The 19,331-nt window shown below is 37.8% G+C and carries 16 protein-coding genes; 5 read left to right on the forward strand and 11 right to left on the reverse strand.

Annotated elements, in window-relative coordinates; all coding sequences use genetic code 11:
- Nucleotides 1-4: 4 nt before the first annotated feature.
- The 6 genes from HNP38_RS07265 to HNP38_RS07290 form a co-directional block, all read right to left on the reverse strand.
- On the reverse strand, nt 5-823 hold the full coding sequence (locus tag HNP38_RS07265; RefSeq protein WP_184186787.1) for a polysaccharide biosynthesis/export family protein: 819 nt from the start codon (nt 821-823) through the stop codon (nt 5-7).
- 35 nt (nt 824-858) lie between these two features.
- Nucleotides 859-2,787 (reverse strand): polysaccharide biosynthesis protein, encoded by a 1,929-nt coding sequence (locus HNP38_RS07270; protein WP_184186791.1) that lies wholly within the window; start codon nt 2,785-2,787, stop codon nt 859-861.
- Nucleotides 2,788-2,915: 128 nt separating this feature from the next.
- Nucleotides 2,916-4,046 (reverse strand): aminotransferase class I/II-fold pyridoxal phosphate-dependent enzyme, encoded by a 1,131-nt coding sequence (locus HNP38_RS07275; protein ID WP_317166709.1) that lies wholly within the window; start codon nt 4,044-4,046, stop codon nt 2,916-2,918.
- Between the two features lie 13 nt (nt 4,047-4,059).
- Nucleotides 4,060-4,518: a regulatory protein RecX gene (locus HNP38_RS07280; protein ID WP_184186794.1), complete on the reverse strand. Its 459-nt coding sequence runs from the start codon at nt 4,516-4,518 to the stop codon at nt 4,060-4,062.
- A 56-nt stretch (nt 4,519-4,574) separates the two neighbouring features.
- Nucleotides 4,575-5,840 (reverse strand): serine hydroxymethyltransferase, encoded by a 1,266-nt coding sequence (gene glyA / locus HNP38_RS07285; protein WP_184186797.1) that lies wholly within the window; start codon nt 5,838-5,840, stop codon nt 4,575-4,577.
- Between the two features lie 224 nt (nt 5,841-6,064).
- A complete protein-coding gene (locus HNP38_RS07290; RefSeq protein WP_184186800.1) occupies nt 6,065-6,970 on the reverse strand; it encodes an NAD(P)/FAD-dependent oxidoreductase in 906 nt (301 codons plus the stop codon).
- Nucleotides 6,971-7,131: 161 nt separating this feature from the next.
- Between HNP38_RS07290 and HNP38_RS07295 the strand changes: the two genes are divergently transcribed.
- On the forward strand, nt 7,132-7,506 hold the full coding sequence (locus HNP38_RS07295) for a Fur family transcriptional regulator (protein WP_184186804.1): 375 nt from the start codon (nt 7,132-7,134) through the stop codon (nt 7,504-7,506).
- 6 nt (nt 7,507-7,512) lie between these two features.
- On the opposite strand, the gene bla is transcribed toward HNP38_RS07295, so the two are convergent.
- From bla to HNP38_RS07320, 5 genes are all read right to left on the reverse strand, one after another.
- Nucleotides 7,513-8,265: a subclass B1 metallo-beta-lactamase gene (bla, locus tag HNP38_RS07300; protein ID WP_184186807.1), complete on the reverse strand. Its 753-nt coding sequence runs from the start codon at nt 8,263-8,265 to the stop codon at nt 7,513-7,515.
- Between the two features lie 179 nt (nt 8,266-8,444).
- Nucleotides 8,445-9,644: an efflux RND transporter periplasmic adaptor subunit gene (locus HNP38_RS07305; protein WP_184186811.1), complete on the reverse strand. Its 1,200-nt coding sequence runs from the start codon at nt 9,642-9,644 to the stop codon at nt 8,445-8,447.
- 90 nt (nt 9,645-9,734) lie between these two features.
- Nucleotides 9,735-11,003, reverse strand: a complete 1,269-nt coding sequence (locus HNP38_RS07310) for an ABC transporter permease (protein ID WP_184186815.1) — start codon at nt 11,001-11,003, stop codon at nt 9,735-9,737.
- 86 nt (nt 11,004-11,089) lie between these two features.
- Complete coding sequence (locus tag HNP38_RS07315; protein ID WP_184186818.1) at nt 11,090-12,319, reverse strand: ABC transporter permease; 1,230 nt, start codon at nt 12,317-12,319, stop codon at nt 11,090-11,092.
- A 95-nt stretch (nt 12,320-12,414) separates the two neighbouring features.
- On the reverse strand, nt 12,415-13,104 hold the full coding sequence (locus tag HNP38_RS07320) for an ABC transporter ATP-binding protein (RefSeq protein WP_184186821.1): 690 nt from the start codon (nt 13,102-13,104) through the stop codon (nt 12,415-12,417).
- Nucleotides 13,105-13,532: 428 nt separating this feature from the next.
- Between HNP38_RS07320 and HNP38_RS07325 the strand changes: the two genes are divergently transcribed.
- From HNP38_RS07325 to HNP38_RS07340, 4 genes are all read left to right on the forward strand, one after another.
- Complete coding sequence (locus tag HNP38_RS07325; RefSeq protein ID WP_184186824.1) at nt 13,533-14,507, forward strand: ribonucleotide-diphosphate reductase subunit beta; 975 nt, start codon at nt 13,533-13,535, stop codon at nt 14,505-14,507.
- Nucleotides 14,508-14,739: 232 nt separating this feature from the next.
- A complete protein-coding gene (locus HNP38_RS07330; protein WP_184186827.1) occupies nt 14,740-15,027 on the forward strand; it encodes a hypothetical protein in 288 nt (95 codons plus the stop codon).
- Nucleotides 15,028-15,080: 53 nt separating this feature from the next.
- Nucleotides 15,081-16,739: a ribonucleoside-diphosphate reductase subunit alpha gene (locus HNP38_RS07335; protein WP_184186830.1), complete on the forward strand. Its 1,659-nt coding sequence runs from the start codon at nt 15,081-15,083 to the stop codon at nt 16,737-16,739.
- 361 nt (nt 16,740-17,100) lie between these two features.
- The gene (locus HNP38_RS07340) at nt 17,101-19,050 is read left to right on the forward strand and encodes a T9SS type A sorting domain-containing protein (protein ID WP_184186833.1); all 1,950 of its coding nucleotides are present in this window, start codon (nt 17,101-17,103) and stop codon (nt 19,048-19,050) included.
- Nucleotides 19,051-19,331 lie beyond the last annotated feature (281 nt).

The following is a 19,331-nucleotide window of genomic DNA, read 5'->3' on the forward strand; positions in this document are numbered from 1 at the left end:
CTTTTTATTTCGTGAATAAGCCTATCACTACTGCTACAGCAGTAACTGCTATTGATATGGCCGTTAAATACAGACCGGTATTCGGGTTTTGTTTTGCCAGAGTATCTTTTGTATTATTGGAGTACACCATTATGGCATCACCCTGCTTTAAATTATAATAAGGAGAATTAATCAGATTGGCATCCTGCAGATTGATTCGCCCATGCGTAACCTTACCGTCCTCAGTCCTCACTATTAATACATTGTCTCTTTTTCCGTACATGGTGAGATCGCCTGCCAGACCAAGCGCATTAAATATGGTGGCCTGCCCGTTGGTGATGGTATAGTCTCCCTGTCTGTTAACTTCTCCTAAAACCGTAATTTTAAAATTGGCCAGTCTGACGTTTACTGTAGGATTAATTATATAACGGGTCATTCTGTCTCTCAGTTCGTTTTTAAACTCTACTAATGACTTTCCGGTAGTACTTAGCTTTCCTAATACCGGAAAATCTATATCTCCTTCAGTATCCACCGTATATGTTGGTCCGGAAATGGTAGTAGTTCCCTGTGAAGGCGTATTGCCTCCGGCCATTGTATTGGGCTGTACGATTTCTGACGAAGAATAGTTTTGGTTAAATGGCTTTACAACATCCATATCTTTTGCTGTAATCAGAATAACCAATTGATCCCCCACCTGTATCGTAGAATTTGAATTTCTTGATGATGCTTCTATGGCTGCCTGTTCTATATTCTGCATATAGTTCAGATCATTTTGAGCATTTTGATTGGTTTTACATGAAACCAATAAGAATACAAGTAATATTGCCAGTATTTTACTCTTCATATTTTTAAGTTGTGCAAATATACGTTTCTATTTTTCTATTTATCTAATATCTCATAGACAGAGTTATTGCTCCTGAATTCAGGAACAATCGTTTTCAGGATCCTTACGATCTCTACCTTATCCCTTCTTATCGATGCTTTAGTAATAAGATTCACCAGGGATTCTATTTCAAAAAACTCCATACTCGGATCTTTGGAGATCATAATCTTATCATTATGGGTAGGAAGTGTCTTCGCATTATCACTTAACAGCTCTTCGTACAGCTTCTCACCCGGCCTTAACCCCGTATAGATAATTTTAATATCTATATTAGGCTCAAATCCTGACAGTTTTATCATTCTGGTGGCCAGATCCAATATTTTTACGGGCTCTCCCATATCAAAAACAAAAATCTCACCTCCTTTCCCCATGGTTCCTGCCTGTAAAACCAATTCACAGGCTTCAGGAATAGTCATGAAGTACCTTACAATATCCGGATGAGTAATGGTAATCGGACCTCCTGCTTCAATCTGTCTTTTAAAATGAGGAATGACCGAACCATTTGATCCTAATACATTCCCAAACCTTGTAGTTATAAATTTAGTAGTATTTCCATCTACATTCTGTAATGACTGTACAAACAATTCTGCAGCACGCTTGGACGCCCCCATTACATTAGTAGGATTCACGGCTTTATCTGTAGAAACCATGACAAACCTGTTCACATTATATTTACTGGACAGGGTGGCAATATTTTTGGAACCCAAAACATTGACCAGTATGGCCTCATGCGGATTCTCCTCTACCAACGGAACATGCTTATAAGCTGCAGCATGATATACCATTGAAAAATTATGTGTTTGGAATAGGGGTTCTATCCTATGCTTGTTCGAAACATCTGCCAACACAAATTTGAATCTGATATGAGGGAACTTCTCCTTCATTTCAAGCTCAATATCATACAACGGTGTTTCTGCCTGATCCAGTACAACAATCAGAGAGGGATCGAACTGGGCTACCTGTCTTACGATCTCGCTTCCAATAGAACCTGCTCCGCCTGTTACGAGAACAGCTTTATTGAAATGCCTGCTTTTTACCTCCTCATTCTCAATCTTAATAGGCTTTCTGTTCAGTAAATCTTCGATCTGAAGATTTCTGATAGAACCTCCCAAATCGCTGTCCCTTAATTTCTGTACGGACGGGGCCTTGAAAATATGCAGGTCTTTTTCTAAAAACAAATTCACCCATGAGTTCATTTCATCTTTAGACATCATTTCTTTTATAATCAATACTCCGTCAACAATAAGGTCTTCTTTTGTATTATCTTCAATTTTTTTCTTCTCATAGATGGGTTTTCCCAATAAAGAAGCTCTTTTTGAGTCGGTTCTCTGGGTAAGGAAACCTACGACCTGATAAGGCAGGCTCGGGTTATCTAAAATGGCTCTTGCGATAGCTATAGACTGCTCGTCTATTCCCAAAACCAAGATCCTTTTCTTTAAGGTACTTCTCCTATATTCCCTTACTATATGAAAGAATTCTTTCACATAAAGCCTAAAAAGAAACAATCCCATAAAGGAAACGATAAAGTATAGGATAAGATATGGAGTAAGTATGAATTTCCCGCCTGTGATCCAGAAGTAAGTAATATTTATAGCGCCTACTACCATCATTGTAAAGAAACAGGAGATCAACAGTTTAAAAAGATCGATAAATGTTGAATGCCTTATAATTCCTGCATATGTCTTGAAAATGTACATAAACACAGTATTGATCAGAATAATAAAAGCAAAGACTACACTTTTATCCTTATGATAAATAAATTCCTTCTGGGTGATCTTCTCGATAATATAGGTAGAAAGGAATAAGGATATAACCAGAATAATAATATCTATTACAAGTATTATCCATCTGGGAAGATATCTTACATCCGAGAGATTGACAACGTTATCTCCTCCAAATATTTTTCTTCTAAGAGAATTGTACATTGTCTTTATTTGTGTTCATGTTTAATATGCTATTAAGTCTTACTTTATAAAAAAAACAGTGTTGCTATAATCATGCAAAATTAAAATAAAATTTTATCTATACTTTAAATTTAAAACAAATTAATGCCCTACCATAGATTTTCCAGAACCTTTGCAATCCTATCTTTGCAACCCTCAGTTAAATTGGTTCCTGATGGGAGGCACAAACCATTGTCAAAAAGCGTACCAGAAAGATCATTTCCAAAAAAATCATATGCGCAATATAATGGCTGCAGATGCATTGGCTTCCACAAGTATCTGGTTTCTATATTATTTTCTGAAAACTTTTTCCTCACCTCTTCCTTTGAAGTACCACTCTCTTTTTTTATCAGAATCGTATTTAACCAATAATTGGAATAAAAATCATCATCAGGTTCAGAGAAAAGTTCAATATTTTCAATTTGAGCTATCTTTTCCCGGTAAAAATCATGGTTTTGTCTTTTTTGGTCAATTCTTTCATTTAAAATTTCCATCTGTCCGATTCCGATGCCGGCTAAAATATTGCTTATCCGGTAATTGTATCCCTGTTCGGAATGGCTGTAATACTCTTTGTTCTCTTTCGCCTGGGTCGCAAGGAAAAGTGCCCTGTTTTTATAATCCTCATTTTTTGAGACCAGAATCCCGCCTCCGGACGTGGTAATGATCTTGTTCCCGTTAAAACTAATCACCGACAGGTCTCCAAAGGTACCGCTGAGCTGTCCTTTATACCTGCTTCCTAATGCTTCCGCACTGTCCTCAATAACAGGGACCTCATATTTTCTGGAAATTTCGAGTATCTCATCAGCCTTAAAAGGCATTCCGTATAATGAAACCGTAATGATAGCCTTGGGCTTTTTGCCTTTTTGAAGGGAAGATTTAATGGCATCCTCCAGAGCATTGGGGCACATATTCCAGGTATCGGCCTCACTGTCTACAAATACGGGAACTGCTTTTAAATACAGGATAGGATTGGCTGTGGCCACAAACGTAAATGACTGGCAAATGACAATGTCTCCTTCTTCAACATTCAACAGTTTCAATGCTAAATGGATAGCGGCTGTACCAGATGACAAAGCCGTTACAAAAGAATTATTCCCCAGATAGTTCTCCAGGCATTCCTCAAATTCATCTATATTGGAACCATATTGAGAAATCCAGTTGGTATCAAATGCATTCTGTATATATTTTAACTCACTTCCTCCCATATGCGGAGGTGAAAGCCAGATTTTCTGTTCCTTCAATCTCTATTTATGTTTATTCAAAAATATCATTTATTTTTTCATATTCAAAACCTTTACTTATCAAATACTTGATGGTTTTGGATTTTTTCTGGTACTCTTTTAGTCCTTTCTGCTTAGCGTAATAGTCTTCGAATTTTTTTTTCAGGGTCTTCTCATAATCGCGTTCGTCTATTTCATCGAAACATTTGTTGATCAGTTTTTCCGAAACATGTTTTTGCTTCAGGTAAATACGGATCTTGTTCCGGCCCCAGTGTTTCATGTAAAACTTTCCTCTTATGTAGCTCCTGGTAAATCGTTCTTCATTCAAATAATTTTCTTTCAGGAGATATAAAATGATTTCCTCCTTAGCTTCCGGGATCAGTATGAATTCCTTCATTTTCTGCTCTACTTCAGCATGGCAACGGTCTTGGTAGACACAATAGTTGACCAGTTTTTGCCTGATCTCCTCAAAAGTGAAAGATTTCTTTTCCATCGTATAAAAAAAGAATGAGCACCAGCCCATTCTTTCTATATTAATTTTGATCCGTATTAATAGTTAAATAAAGCCTTGCCTTCCATCAGTTCATTAACCTTCTTTCTTACGGAAGCAAGAACTTCTTCATTTTTTATGTTATCTACCACTTCGGAGATCAATCCTGCAATAGTATCCATATCCTGCTCCTTCAGGCCTCTCGTTGTAATTGCTGCTGTCCCCAGTCTGATCCCGGATGTTGTGAACGGTGATTTATCATCAAAAGGAACCATATTTTTATTACATGTTATATCTGCCAATACCAGTGCTTTTTCCGTTTCTTTCCCATTTACCCCTTTATTTCTGAGGTCTACCAGCATCAAATGATTATCCGTCCCGCCGCTTACGATATTGAAACCCCTGTCGATCATTGCTTTTGCCAAAGCCTGAGCATTGGATCTCACTTGCTTTGCATAAGTTCCGAACTGACTGTCTAAAGCTTCACCGAAAGCTATTGCTTTACCTGCAATAACGTGTTCCAACGGACCTCCCTGAATTCCCGGGAAAACTGCTCCATCCAATACCTGGCTCATCATTTTGATCTCTCCTTTCGGAGTTTTGTGGCCATAGGCATTTTCAAAATCTTTCCCCATCATGATCATTCCTCCTCTTGGCCCCCTTAACGTTTTATGGGTAGTAGTGGTCACCACATGGCAGTGCTCGAATGGAGAATTCAATAATCCTTTTGCAACCAGACCGGCAGGATGAGCAATATCAGCCCAAAGGGTTGCCCCGATCTCATCAGCGATCTCTCTGTATTTTGCATAATCCAGGTCTCTAGAATAAGCTGAGAAACCTGCGATCATCATTTTTGGTCTTTCTCTGAGGGCAACTTCTCTCATCTGATTATAATCAATAAGTCCGGTCTCTCTTTCTACTCCGTAAGAAACCACTTCATACTGAATTCCGGAGAAGTTAACGGCCGAACCATGAGTCAAATGTCCTCCCATAGACAGATCCATACCCATAATTTTATCTCCGGGCTTTAAAACCGCAAGATAAATAGCTGCATTGGCCTGAGAACCGGAATGCGGCTGAACATTTACATATTCAACCCCGAAAAGCTCTTTTGCCCTGTTGATTGCTAAAGTTTCAACCTCATCTACTACTTCACATCCTCCGTAATACCTTTTTCCGGGGTATCCTTCTGCATATTTGTTAGTCAATACACTTCCCATTGCTTTCATTACGTTCTCAGAAACAAAGTTTTCTGATGCTATAAGCTCCAATCCATGGGTCTGTCTTTGTCTTTCTTTTTCAATAAGGTCAAAAATAATATCCATCTAATTATAAGTTTTGAGATTTTCACCCCAAATGTACGGAATTTTCATCCAGGTTTCAGCATAGGGAAATATGATTTTGGAATTAAAATCAGGAAAAGTAAGGGTCTTTCTAAAATTTATCAATTTTATTTTTTGCAGTGTATCTGAAAGGAATTCATACCCTGCAGAGATGCTTACAGCATGACAGGATAATTTTTACAGAAATTATAAAAATATACATCCTCTTAAAAATCCTCCTCCGCAAGCTCTTTATTTACCATAGCACCGGTAAAATTCCCTTGGGATACCGCATTGGCTACAGACCTCATCATCGTCACATTATCACCACACGCAAAAACTCCCGGAACATTCGTTTTCTGCATGGGATCAACTTTTATAAAGCCATGCTCCGTCATTTCACAACCCAGATCTTCCGAAACATTTAAATTTTGCAGGAAAGGTATTTTAGCATATAAAACTTTCAACTGAAGCTCTTCTCCGCTTTTAAAAACTACTTGTTGGATCCGCCCTTCCTGATGTTCGATCCTTTCAATTTCACCTTCTTCAATATGAATGTTATTTTGGTTCAGTTTTTTAATCTGTTCATCAGTCAGGGTAGATTTTCCATTGGTCAGCAGGGTTAATTTTTTGGTCATATTAAAAATGAGCTTTGAGAAATCGAAAGCAATATCTCCGTTGTCCATAATTCCTGTCACTTCATTTTTCACTTCATAACCATGACAATACGGGCAATGCAGAACAGAAATTCCCCAGCATTCATCAAATCCCGGAATGTCAGGTTTCAGGTCTTTGATCCCGGTTGCTATGATCAGCTTTCTGGCATAGAACTTTTCATCTGACCGTGTTATCACTTCAAAGCCTCCGGAATGTTTCAGAGCTTTCAAGACTGTTCCACTATGAAATTGTACGGTATCATATTTCTCAACCTGCTCTCTGGCCAATGTACTTATTTCCTCTGGAGTCTTACCGTCATGAGTCAAAAAATTATGTGAGTGAGGTGTTTGCCTGTTACAAGGCAGCCCACTGTCAATGATTAAAACACTCCTTAAAGATCTTCCCAGTGCCATTCCTGCTGAAAGGCCTGCATAACTCCCTCCTATTATAATTACCTCAAAGTTCTTGCTTTCCATAACTGAATATTTTTGTTTACAATGAATTGTCAATAATGAATGAGTCAATTTCCCGTATTACTCATTATTCATTGCCTATTACTTATTTTATATGATGGACAAAGTTAAAACAAATTCTCACTAATGCGACAATATCGCAATAATAATTTTTATCTTTGCATATGGCCAAAAGGAATACAAAAGCAAAACAGCTGATCTTAGACTCTTTAAAAAACACAAGATCGGCAATCAGTCAGGAAGTTCTGCAGAAAGAATTGGGTGAAACGGTAGACAGGGCTACCATTTACAGGGTTTTAAACAGTTTCTGTGAAGACGGCATAATTCATAAAATATTGAGCGATGACGGAAAATATTATTTTGCCGTTTGTATGAATTGTTCTGAAAAAGCCCACAAGCACAATCATTTTCATTTCAGATGCTTACAGTGCGGAAAAATTGAATGCCTTCCCAATGAGATAGAGGTTAAGCTGCCGGAAGGTTACAGGTCCGTTAATTTCAACGGATTTATTTCCGGGTATTGCTCAGGCTGTTCATAATTTTACTTATTCTCTGAATAGTTTTATCGTATAATCCAGAAGTTCCGTTCCTCCGGTCTTACCATGCCCCGGAATAATGATCTTAGCTTCCGGATAGGCTTTTTTCACCTTTTCCACGGTTGCCGGCCATGCATTTACATTGGCATCTTCAAGGTTTCCTTTGGAAGCTCCGGCCTCTTTGATCAGGCATCCGCCAAACATCGCATTCTCAACAGGAAAATATCCTACCACATTATCTTTCGTATGTCCTTCTCCGTAAAATGTGGCATATACCTTTTGCTTTCCTACATTGAGTGTCAAAGCATCGTCGAAGCCGTGATCCGGTACATTGAAGCCTTTTTCCTTGGCAAAACCGATCGTTTTGTTGCTGGCATAGGACGGAATCTTATTCTTACTGAATTCTTTCAGTCCTCCTACACAGTCTTCATGAAAATGGGTCGGAATAACCGCATTTATTTTAGAATGCAGGTTATTTTTAATCCATGAAATCAATTCCCCGGAACTCTTATCATCTACCGGAGTATCAAAAATTACGGTCTCATTCCCGTCTTTTACAATCATTCCGTTGCAGGGAACTTTCCCGAATGTTTCGGAATTAAAATAGGAAATATGCTGGTAAACATTCTTTGAAAGCTGTGTAATGATAAGGTCATCTGACTGATACAGGATTTTGCCATCTCCCGCAGCGGATTTCTGAGAATTACAGCTTAAAATAAACAGGACTGATAATAGAAACAGAAATTTGGATACTGACTTCATATAGATTTTTTATCTGTAACGAAAGTATAGAATCTTTCAAAAAAAATCGCAATATAAGAGAGTTAATAAAGTGTTAAGATTCCTTCTAAATGATACAAGTGTATTTTTAAAATATAATTCAATAAAAAATCCCGGGAAAACAAACTCCCGGGATCCAGATTAATTATAGTTTTAGTTTATTATTTTTTCTTTTCTTTGAGCTCTTCCTTATCTTTATCAGATGGATTCCATACTTTCACTTCGGAGTCTTTGGTAATTCCCGATCCCGGAAGGATCTGTACATTGATCCCGTCACTGGCTCCTAATTTCACATATACTTTTTTAAATTTCCCATCCTGCTGTTTTACTTCAACAAAAGGCTTATCTTTTCCGTTGCTTTTCTCATACTGGACAAGAGACTCATCCAGCAGCAAAGCGTTTTTCTGGGAAGTCAGCACAATTTCCCCGTTAGCGGAGAATCCTGCTCTGATGTATTCATTATTCGGGTTATAAACATTCCCTTCCACAGGGAATTTTATGGTCCCGTTATTATCTTTTCCTTTAGGCGCGATCATGGTCAGCTTTCCCGGGAAAGTTTTGTTCTGTAAAGCACCGATCACGATATTCATATCCATTCCCTGCTTCAATTTCCCTGCCTGGGCTTCATCTATCTCACCCTGGAAAATCAATGAATTAAGGTCGGCGATAGAACAAATAGTAGTTCCTGCATTGAAAGAGTTGGCCTCAATCACTTGGCTTCCTACTTTTACAGGCACTTCAAGAACGGTTCCCGAAGCCTTGGAACGGATCTGGGTGGTTGCTAAACCCTGTAATTCAGGAGTTGCTCCTGTTTTTACGATCTGTAACCTTTTTTGTGCTGTCACTAATTGCTGTCCTGCATTTTTAACGGCCTGTTGCGTTGAGAACAATTGTTGCTGGGAGTTCAGGTACTCCTGTTTGGAGATCACTCCCTGACTGTATAGTTTTTGCTGCATGGCAAACTGCTTCTGCATATTATCCACATTCATCCTGGCATTGCTGATCTGAAGCTGGGCATTCTGAACATCCTGCTGGGCATTGTTTACTTCGGCAACATTCGGGATGATCTTTACAGTAGCGATCAGCTGTCCTGCGGTTACCTTATCTCCTTCATCTACCAGAATCTTATCAATGATCCCTGCAATATTGGGCTTAATCTCAATTTCTTCTTTAGGAATGATTTTTCCTGTGGCCATCACCTTATCATCCATATTCTGAATGGTAGGTTTCCGGGTAAGGAAAGCTTCACTTTCTTTAGAATTGGACTTGATAAGATATCCGACCCCTGAGAATAATGCCACTACAAATAAAAGCCCCAAGAGTATGTAAACGGCCTTTTTCCAAGTGAATTTCTTTTTCATATATCTAGTTTATTTTTTTATTTAAATGATTGAAGTATTGAATGATTTAAAAATTAAAACTCATAATCATCAACTCAAAACTTATAACTTTTACTCTGTCCTTAATGCCTCGATCGGGCGTATCTTCACCGCCCTTTGTGCCGGGATCATCCCGATAATAAGCCCCAACAGCACCATTACTGACATCGCCGCAAAAACATTCCCGTAGTTGACCGTAGGATTGTAAAACGGGAACGAGTCCTGATTCTGTGTCGCTGCACTCAGGATCATCAGGACAAAAATCCCAAAAATAAATCCGAGCAATCCGGAAGAGAGGGTGATCACCACACTTTCCAGCAGGATCTGGTTCCTTACTTCTGCGGGTTTTGCCCCCAGAGCCCTTCTGATACCGATTTCTTTGGTTCTTTCTTTTACGGTGATCAATAAAATGTTTGAAATGGCAATTACGCCCGCAAGGATGGTCAACGTTCCCACAATAATGGTGAGAAGCTGCATTCCGCTTAAAAATCCGGTCAGCTTTCCGAATTCTTTTCCGAGGTTGAAAGTTCCGAAGGCATTGGTATCTTCCGGTGAAACTTTATTTTTGGTTTTAAGCTCAGCCTTTACTTTATCCTCCACTACATTCAGATCTGCAGTAGGTTTCCCTACCACTGCAAAGAATCCTACCTTGTCTCCGTTATTATACATTTTGGTAAATGTGGAAAGAGGAATAAAAACGGTCTGATCACTTTCCATTCCGCCTCCTTTTTTCACCCTGAAAACTCCGATCACATTAAAGAAAATTCCTTTTATATTGATTGATTTACCGATCGGGTTTTCATTCTTTTTGGAATCAAAGAAGTTTTTATATACTTCTTCTCCGATCACGGCTACATTTTTATTCATTGAAATATCCGCATCATTCAGATATCTTCCGAAGATCAGTTTTTTCTCCGAAATCTTGTTTCCTATAGGGTAATCTCCGTTCAGGGTATAGGTTGCAGATTTTCCGTTCCTGGACATCTGCTCTCCCGGGCTCCCGAAGTTTCCTCTGGAATTCTGAGGAGAAATGTAATCTATTTCCGGGATTTTCCGTTTCAGAAGCTCCATATCGCTCAAATGCAGGTCCATCTGCCTTCCTTTTGGAAATCCTTCATACGGAATGGAGGTATTCTGAGCCCAAAGGAAAATGGAATTCGTAGCAAAACCGGAAAACAGCTTATCAAAACCGTTCTCCATTCCTTTGGCAGCTCCAAGCAGACTTACATAAAGGAACATCCCCCAGCCTACGCCTATCATGGTAAGGAATGTCCGAAGCTTATTATTCCTTAATGAATAATAAATTTCCTGCCAGGTATCTTTTTTAAATATGATGTTCACTTCTCTTAAATTATAAGTTATAAATGATAATTGATCGTTAATTATTAACTCAATTTTCAAATTCTCTCATTACCACATTTTCAAATTTATTCTACTCTTAATGCTTCTATCGGTTTAATTTTCGAAGCCCTGTAAGCCGGAACAAACCCTGCGATCAGCCCGGAACAGACCAAAGCTATGAAAGCAGCAAAAATAGCTCCCCAACCCACATTAGGGTCTTTTATAAAAAATTCTTCCAGGCTGTCTCCTATTAAACTGAGTGCCAATACGCCCAGTCCTACTCCTACGAATCCTGAAACAACCGTAATCAGAACACTTTCCTGAACGATAAGGGCTACAATACTTTTCGGTTTAGCTCCTATAGCCTTTCTTACTCCTATCTCCTGGGTTCTTTCTTTTACAATATACACCATAATATTACTGATCCCGATAATCCCCGCCAACAGAGTCCCAAGACCAATGAATGATACAATGGCAGTAATAACAGCCAAAAACATAAAGGTTTCATTCATATTCTGGGCATTGTTCCATACACGGACTCCGTTTTCATCATCCGGCGAGACATTTTTTCTGGATTTTAATCTGTTTTTCAGCTCATCCCCATATTTTATGGCCTCCTGCGGGGTCAGTTTTTCGTTATAGGCAATATATACCGTACTTACCGTATCAGAACCCTTTTTCATTTGCTGCAGGGTGGTGATAGGAATTGTGATATGTCTTTCATCCCAGTCACCCCCGTCATCCGAAAACACTCCCACAACTTTAAACATGGTTCCGTTGATATTCAAGTCTTTTCCTATCGGGCTTCCGTTCTTGATCAGATCCCTCTGTACCATTCTCCCTATCACTGCCACATTCTGCTTTCTTTCCAGATCAGTTGGGGTAAGGTAACGTCCTTCGAGCAGTTTTCTGTTCTCGATGAATTTTTCTTCAGGACCAGCGCCATTAATCTGATAGCTGCCACTTTCTTTTCCATACTTTACGAGTAAACCGGATTGGTATCTCGGGGTAGAATAGCCTACTTTTTCTTTATCCAGATTCACCAGGAAGTCATAGTCTTCATTGTTCATACTGACATCCCTGTCACTTTGAAGACCATTATATGCGATGGTAGTTCTTCCCGTAAATATAGAGATCAGATTCTGGGCATCTCTTGCGAAACCTGCCGTAAAAGCATTCTGCAATCCTTTACCGATCCCGAAAAGAACAATAAAAATGAATAAACCCAAAGCTACCGTAAACCCTGAAAGCACCGTCCGCAATACATTACTGCGGATAGAACTGAATATTTCCTGCCAACGATCAAGGTCAAACATAGTTTTCTAATATTAAATATTAAAAGATTGAAAAAATTCAAAGATTAAAACCTCCCTAAATTTTCAAATGATTTCATTTTCAAATTCTCAAATTCTTACAAAACCACCTGCTTTATAAATTCATCACTTTCTATAATCCCGTCTTTCAAAACGACATTCCTTTTTGTTTGTGCTGCCACATCAGGCTCGTGGGTCACGACAATGATAGTTTTTCCTTCATTATTGATCTGTTGAAGGAGTTTCATGATATCATGGGTTGTTTTGGAGTCTAATGCTCCGGTAGGCTCATCCGCAAGAACGATCTTAGGATTTGTGATCAGCGCTCTTGCAATAGCTACCCTTTGTTTCTGGCCTCCGGAAAGCTCATTCGGAAGATGCCCCGCCCATTGGGCAAGCCCTACTTTTTCCAGATATTCCATTGCTTTCTGGTTGCGCTCTTTTCTCGGCACATTCTGATAATATAATGGGAGTGCCACATTTTCCAAAGCAGTTTTATATCCTATCAGGTTAAAAGACTGGAAAATAAAACCCAGAAACTGGCTTCTATACTCTGCTGCTTTTACTTCAGACAAATGCTCGATCGGCACATTGTCCAATTCATAGATCCCGGAATCCTTTTCATCCAGAATACCGATAATATTAAGAAGAGTTGATTTTCCGGACCCCGAACTTCCCATGATGGAAACAAACTCGCCTTCATCAATATTGAGATTAATTCCCTTGAGAACGTGCAGCTTACTTTTCCCGGTATCGTATGACTTATGTAAATCCTGAATTATTAACATTAAGTGATGTCTGTATTATATATCCAATAAGTAGAAAGTATGTCCGTTTTGTTACGGGGAATAAAAATTTCTTTAATTAAATTAATGTTTAATTATATAATCCTCTATTTATAATATTTTACGATATACCGTTTAACCATAACTCCTCAATTATATGCATTTTTCCATAATAATTGTATTCAGGCCCATATCAGAGCAAGTTTCATGTAAATGTGGAAAACTTTTGCTGTTAAAACTCAGCCAATTAGTGTTTAGCCCTTTCAAAATCAGTTCGGGTTTTCTAACTTTGTGCTTGCACGCAACAAAAAATAAAAACACTTTTCTTGTGAAAAACTTTTAAGCTTAAGTTTCAACAAATCAGATTGTTAATTGTTTTTTGAACTTTATCCACATAGATCTAATTATTTAATTTTAAAGACATTTTTAGTATGGGAATTTTTGATAAGAGAGTAAGTTACAAGCCATTTGAATACCCTGAGGTCCTTCAGTTTGTAGAAGCCATCAACAAATCATTCTGGGTACATTCTGAAGTGGATTTTACTGCAGACGTTCAGGATTTTCATTCACAACTGGAACCGCATGAGAAACATGCCGTAAAAAATGCACTTTTGGCCATTGCGCAGATCGAAGTATCCGTGAAGACATTTTGGGGGAATTTATACAATCACCTTCCGAAGCCTGAATTCAATGGACTGGGAGCCACTTTTGCAGAATGTGAATTCCGTCACTCTGAGGCCTATTCCCGTTTACTGGAAGTATTAGGATATAACGAAGAGTTCCTGAATGTAGTGGAAATTCCTGCGGTAAAAAAGAGGATCGATTTCCTGTCAAATGTTCTTAAGCATGCGAATTCTGCAACTCCTAAAGAGTATGTTTCTTCTCTTTTATTATTCAGCATCCTGATCGAGAATGTATCGCTTTTCTCACAGTTTGCTATCATCCTTTCTTTCACAAGATTTAAGGGATATATGAAAAATGTTTCTAATATCATTGCATGGACTTCCGTAGATGAACAGATCCACGCGAATGCGGGAATTTACCTGATCAATAAGATCCGTGAAGAACAACCCGGCTTATTGACTGATTCTGACATTGAGGATATCTACACTCTGGTAGATCAGTCTGTAGAACTGGAAGGCGAAATCTTGGACTGGATCTTCGAACTGGGAGAATTAAGCGTTTTCTCAAAAGAAGACTTGCTAAACTTCATGAAGTATCGTGTTGATGACAGCCTGAAGAAGATCAACATGAATACACGCTACAATGTTTCTCCTGAACAATACAGGCCGATGGTTTGGTTCGAGGAAGAGGTTTTTGCAAATTCTCTGGATGATTTCTTTGCTAAAAGACCGGTGGATTATACGAAGCACGATAAGAGTATTACGGCGAACGATCTGTTTTAATTGAGTTGAGGACGCGAGCGAAGCGAGCGTCAAAGCAGATAGTATTAGCGATGTGTCATGCTGAGCTTGCTGAAGCATCTCTTTTAAAACAAAGTTTAAACTTAATATCCTTAAAAACTTAACCAAAATTTTTAATGGTTAAAATTTAAAACATTAAGAAGCAATTGAGAAATCTAAGAAAGTTAAGAGATCCTTCAAAATAACAAACCAGCCGGAGGATAAAAAAGATAACATGATTAATGTAGTAGTAACTTATACCGTAAACCCTGATTTTGTTTCAGAAAATAAAGTCAATATTCAGAAGTTTCTGGATGATTTCAAAAAACTGGATCCCTCCACATTTGAATATAAGGTATATGTAAAAGAAGACGGGATTACATTTTTACATTATTCCAATTACATGAATGAAGAAATTCAGCACGAGGTTTTGAATGTACCCTCTTTTAAGGAGTTTCAGAGATTAAGGGACGAAAGCGGACTGAACGGTTCGCACAAAGTGGAAATTTTACAATCACTATAGCAACAAAATTCCCGGATAAGATAATATTCAGGGATTCGAAAATATAAACAACTATGGAAGAACAAAGCACACATATATGGTGGCTCAATGAAGAGTCTGAGCAGATGCTGAACCGTGGCTACCTGCTGAAAGGAGAAACAGTGGACGGAGCCATCGACAGGATTACGACCGCAGCAGCAAAGAGGTTATATAAGCCTGAGCTTCAGCCGGCTTTCAAAGAAATGATCACAAAAGGATGGATCAGTTTCTCTTCCCCTGTATGGGCAAATATGGGAACCCAAAGAGGGCTTCCTATCTCTTGTTTTAATGTTCATATCCCTGACAGTATTGAAGGAATTACCCACAAAATGGGCGAAGTGATCATGCAGACGAAGATCGGAGGCGGAACTTCAGGATATTTCGGGGAACTTCGTAACAGAGGTACCGCCGTAACGGATAACGGAAAATCTTCGGGAGCCGTTTCTTTCATGAAGCTCTTTGATACTGCTATGGATGTGGTTTCACAGGGCGGTGTAAGAAGGGGGGCTTTTGCCGCTTATCTGGATATTGACCACGGGGATATTGAAGAATTTTTATCTATAAAAGATATCGGAAGCCCTATCCAAAACTTATTTACGGGCATTTGTGTTCCGGATTACTGGATGCAGGATATGATCGACGGGGATATGGATAAGCGTAAAACCTGGGCAAGAGTACTGGAAAGCCGTCAGCAAAAGGGCCTTCCGTACATCTTCTTTACAGATAATGTTAACAGGAATAAGCCACAGGTTTATAAGGATCTGGGATTACCTGTAAATGCTAGTAATCTTTGTTCCGAGATCATGCTTCCTTCTTCTATGGAAGAGTCATTCATCTGCTGCCTGTCTTCTATGAATTTAGAACTGTATGATGAGTGGAAAGACACCAATGCCGTAAAACTGGCCATCTATTTCCTAGATGCTGTTTTATCTGAATTTATTGATAAAACGGAAGGAAACTATTACCTGCAGGGAGCAAGAAACTTCGCAATGCGCCACAGAGCGCTTGGACTGGGTGTTTTAGGATACCATTCTTATTTGCAGAAGAACATGATCCCGTTCGAAAGCTTCGAGGCCACGCAATTCAATGCAAGAGCTTTCAGGCACATTAAAGAACAGGCAGAGCAGGCATCAAGAGAATTAGCCAATATTTATGGAGAACCTGAAATATTAAAAGGATATGGACTTAGGAACACTACAACAATGGCTATTGCGCCCACTACTTCCAGTTCGGCTATCTTAGGGCAAACTTCTCCTGGGATCGAGCCATTCGCATCCAACTATTACAAGGCAGGTTTGGCGAAAGGAAACTTCATGCGTAAGAATAAGTATTTAGCTAAATTACTCGAAGAAAAAGGCTTGGATAATGAAGAAACCTGGAGAACGATCATGCTGAATCACGGCTCTGTTCAACATCTGAATGAACTGACTGACGAAGAAAAAGCAGTATTCAAGACATTCAAAGAGATATCCCCTATGGAAATCATTTCTCAGGCTGCACAGAGACAGCAGTATATTGACCAGGCACAGTCTCTAAACTTGCAGATCCCGTCAACCATGCCTGTAAAGGATGTTAATTATCTCTATATAGAAGCATGGAAAAAGGGCGTTAAAACATTATATTATCAGAGAAGTTCCTCTGTTTCCAAGGAACTTATGGTTAATTTCGTATCATGTTCCAGCTGCGAGGCTTAGAATACAAATAATAAACATCAATATATTTCAAAAAGACACACTCTTAAGAGTGTGTCTTCTACTATTTTAAGTTTTCATTAAAATTTAATTTCGGTAGTAACCTTTATTCAGTTTTCATATTATCAACCATAGGCTAGTATCAAAAAACATATAATTATATCCTATGGTTCAGAAAATTTATAAGACGCTTGTCAATTAAAATATACTTGTATTTTTTTACAGATGAATTAAAACAATTAAGTTTTTTTAATATCATTTACATACAATTTATTAAAAATTAAAAAGCATGAAAAAATAATTTATTAAGTTTGCAAAAAATATCAGATCATTTGATTTGATTAAATGGAAAAACACAATAACAATGAATAAAATTTTACTTACTCTAAGTATAAGCTTATCTTCTATGGCTTATTCTCAAAATCTTAATTTTACAGATTCAAAATTTAAAGCTTTACTATTAAGTTCAAATACCAATAATCAGATTGCGAAAGATTCCAGCGGGAACTTTATTGCGATTGACACAAACGGAGATGGAGATATCCAGGTTTCAGAAGCAGCACAGATAACAGCTTTAACAATAAAGCAGGATCCCAACCAGATGTATATTGATCCCGACGGAAATTTATATGATCCTAACAATGTAAACACAGCTTATTATAATAGCCATTTGCCAGATGGGATTTCAGATGCATTACTTTTCCCCAACCTAGAAGAACTGTATTTCTGGGATACAAAAGCTGCAAATATTGGTTTTATAAATAACAGTAAAATCAGAAAGGTACAAGGAATGCCTGTTTATTATGGTTTTACTTCATCCAGTATAGTGACCAATCCTGCTCCAATAAATCTTTTATTCGATAATTGTTCCGGTATTCAAAATATAAGTGATGTAATTGCTTATCAGGCAACAATGCTTCCCTGGACCTCACCAGAAAACAGCTTAACAATAAAAAACTGTTCACAAATTAACAGCAATGCTGTTGTTGATTCTGCCGGACTTCAGGAATTATATATTGAAAATTCGAATATTGGTGTGTTGACATTCAATTCATGTGCATTGCTGGAAAAGATTTCTGTTCCTAATTTAAATACTTTAACCAGTATCTCCGTATTAGGAGACACAGGGATGGTACACGATTTGGAGTTAATAGCAAATAACTGTATCAATTTACAGGAAATTGTTGCGGAAACGAATATTGGCACTTTTGTCCGAAATTATTTTACATCTGTCAACCTTAACGGGTGTACTTCTTTAAAAAAGATAGTAGGGCTCAATCCTACTTCTATTAATTTTTCCAGTGCCGGCCTTATAAATCTGGAGGAACTTGACTGCTCTTATTATAATAAACTCGGCTATTATGCAACTCCTGGAATAACTTTCGGAAATCTGACTTATTTAAATTTAGCCGGTCTTCCTAAGCTCAAAAAATTAAAAGCATTTAATCAGCCTATCACGAACGATATCAACTTCTCCACAGCAACTACTTTGGAAAAAATAGACATTACAAATTCTTGCGGATATATGACTGCCGTAAACGCAAATAATTTACCTAACCTTACTACTCTGAAAACTGACATCATTTTGATAAATGCCACATCACCCGACCTTCATTTTGATCTGCAGCAGATTAATGCCCAAAACTGTACAGCATTAACTGATCTTCAAATTGGAGGAAATTATGATTTAAAGAGCTTAAACCTACAGAACTGCTCAAGCTTACCAACCTTAAACCTGGGTACTTCTCCCATAAGTCCTTCGATTTATTTCCCGGAACTCAATAGTTTGAATATAAAACAGTGTACTGCTCTTGAAGATTTAAGCATCACACATACAAAGCTAACTGAGCTAAATGCATCAAATTGTATCGCCCTATCTTATCTGACCCTTGAATACAATGCTAATCTCACTTATGCCAACATCCAAAATGGCTCAATAGAAAATACTATTTTTTCTAATAACAATGCTAATCTGGCAATGTGTGTAGACTCTTCGCAATTATCCGATTTACAAAATACCTATCCTGATATTATCTTCACTTCTAATTGCGAAAACGTCCTAAGTACAAATAGTGTATCAAAAGAGAACGAAATTGATATTTTCCCCAACCCGGCAAAAGACTCCGTTCAGGTAAAATCTTCGGATATTATTAAAAACATACAGCTATTTGACCAACAGGGAAGATTGATATTAGAACGTATATTCAATCAGAATCTTGTTAAAATTGACCTCTCTTCTTATCCGAACGGCATTTATATGATGAAGATAATAACCGGAAAAACAGAAATATCAAAAAAAATAATAAAAAATTAATACTAATATTTAATCACTAAACCATGGAAATTTCCATGGTTTTTATTTTAGATAATTGTTCGGCCGTTTAATTTATAAAAAATATAAATTCCCGAATATTCAACTAATAATAAAAATGATTGAAATATACTCATCCCTATTTTCCGAAAAAAGCACATCCGCAAGGAATTACTTCCCTAAAAACACACCTATTTCTGAACATTAATCATAAATAAAGTTTCACTAAATATTGAGTTACAATTAAAATGAAATTTAAAAAATTAACAACAGAAACGAAATAT

The sequence above is a fragment of the Chryseobacterium defluvii genome (genome assembly GCF_014204415.1).
Classification (GTDB): Bacteria; Bacteroidota; Bacteroidia; order Flavobacteriales; family Weeksellaceae; genus Chryseobacterium; species Chryseobacterium defluvii_A.

Excerpts from the sequence above, each read along its gene's own strand:
- HNP38_RS07295 (WP_184186804.1), top strand. The coding sequence starts at position 7,132 with ATGGCCAAAAGGAATACAAAAGCAAAACAGCTGATCTTAGACTCTTTA.
- glyA (WP_184186797.1), bottom strand. The coding sequence starts at position 5,840 with ATGGATATTATTTTTGACCTTATTGAAAAAGAAAGACAAAGACAGACC.
- HNP38_RS07325 (WP_184186824.1), top strand. The coding sequence starts at position 13,533 with ATGGGAATTTTTGATAAGAGAGTAAGTTACAAGCCATTTGAATACCCT.
- HNP38_RS07330 (WP_184186827.1), top strand. The coding sequence starts at position 14,740 with ATGATTAATGTAGTAGTAACTTATACCGTAAACCCTGATTTTGTTTCA.
- HNP38_RS07265 (WP_184186787.1), bottom strand. The coding sequence starts at position 823 with ATGAAGAGTAAAATACTGGCAATATTACTTGTATTCTTATTGGTTTCA.
- HNP38_RS07305 (WP_184186811.1), bottom strand. The coding sequence starts at position 9,644 with ATGAAAAAGAAATTCACTTGGAAAAAGGCCGTTTACATACTCTTGGGG.
- HNP38_RS07320 (WP_184186821.1), bottom strand. The coding sequence starts at position 13,104 with ATGTTAATAATTCAGGATTTACATAAGTCATACGATACCGGGAAAAGT.
- HNP38_RS07270 (WP_184186791.1), bottom strand. The coding sequence starts at position 2,787 with ATGTACAATTCTCTTAGAAGAAAAATATTTGGAGGAGATAACGTTGTC.
- HNP38_RS07340 (WP_184186833.1), top strand. The coding sequence starts at position 17,101 with ATGAATAAAATTTTACTTACTCTAAGTATAAGCTTATCTTCTATGGCT.
- bla (WP_184186807.1), bottom strand. The coding sequence starts at position 8,265 with ATGAAGTCAGTATCCAAATTTCTGTTTCTATTATCAGTCCTGTTTATT.
- HNP38_RS07280 (WP_184186794.1), bottom strand. The coding sequence starts at position 4,518 with ATGGAAAAGAAATCTTTCACTTTTGAGGAGATCAGGCAAAAACTGGTC.
- HNP38_RS07315 (WP_184186818.1), bottom strand. The coding sequence starts at position 12,319 with ATGTTTGACCTTGATCGTTGGCAGGAAATATTCAGTTCTATCCGCAGT.
- HNP38_RS07290 (WP_184186800.1), bottom strand. The coding sequence starts at position 6,970 with ATGGAAAGCAAGAACTTTGAGGTAATTATAATAGGAGGGAGTTATGCA.
- HNP38_RS07335 (WP_184186830.1), top strand. The coding sequence starts at position 15,081 with ATGGAAGAACAAAGCACACATATATGGTGGCTCAATGAAGAGTCTGAG.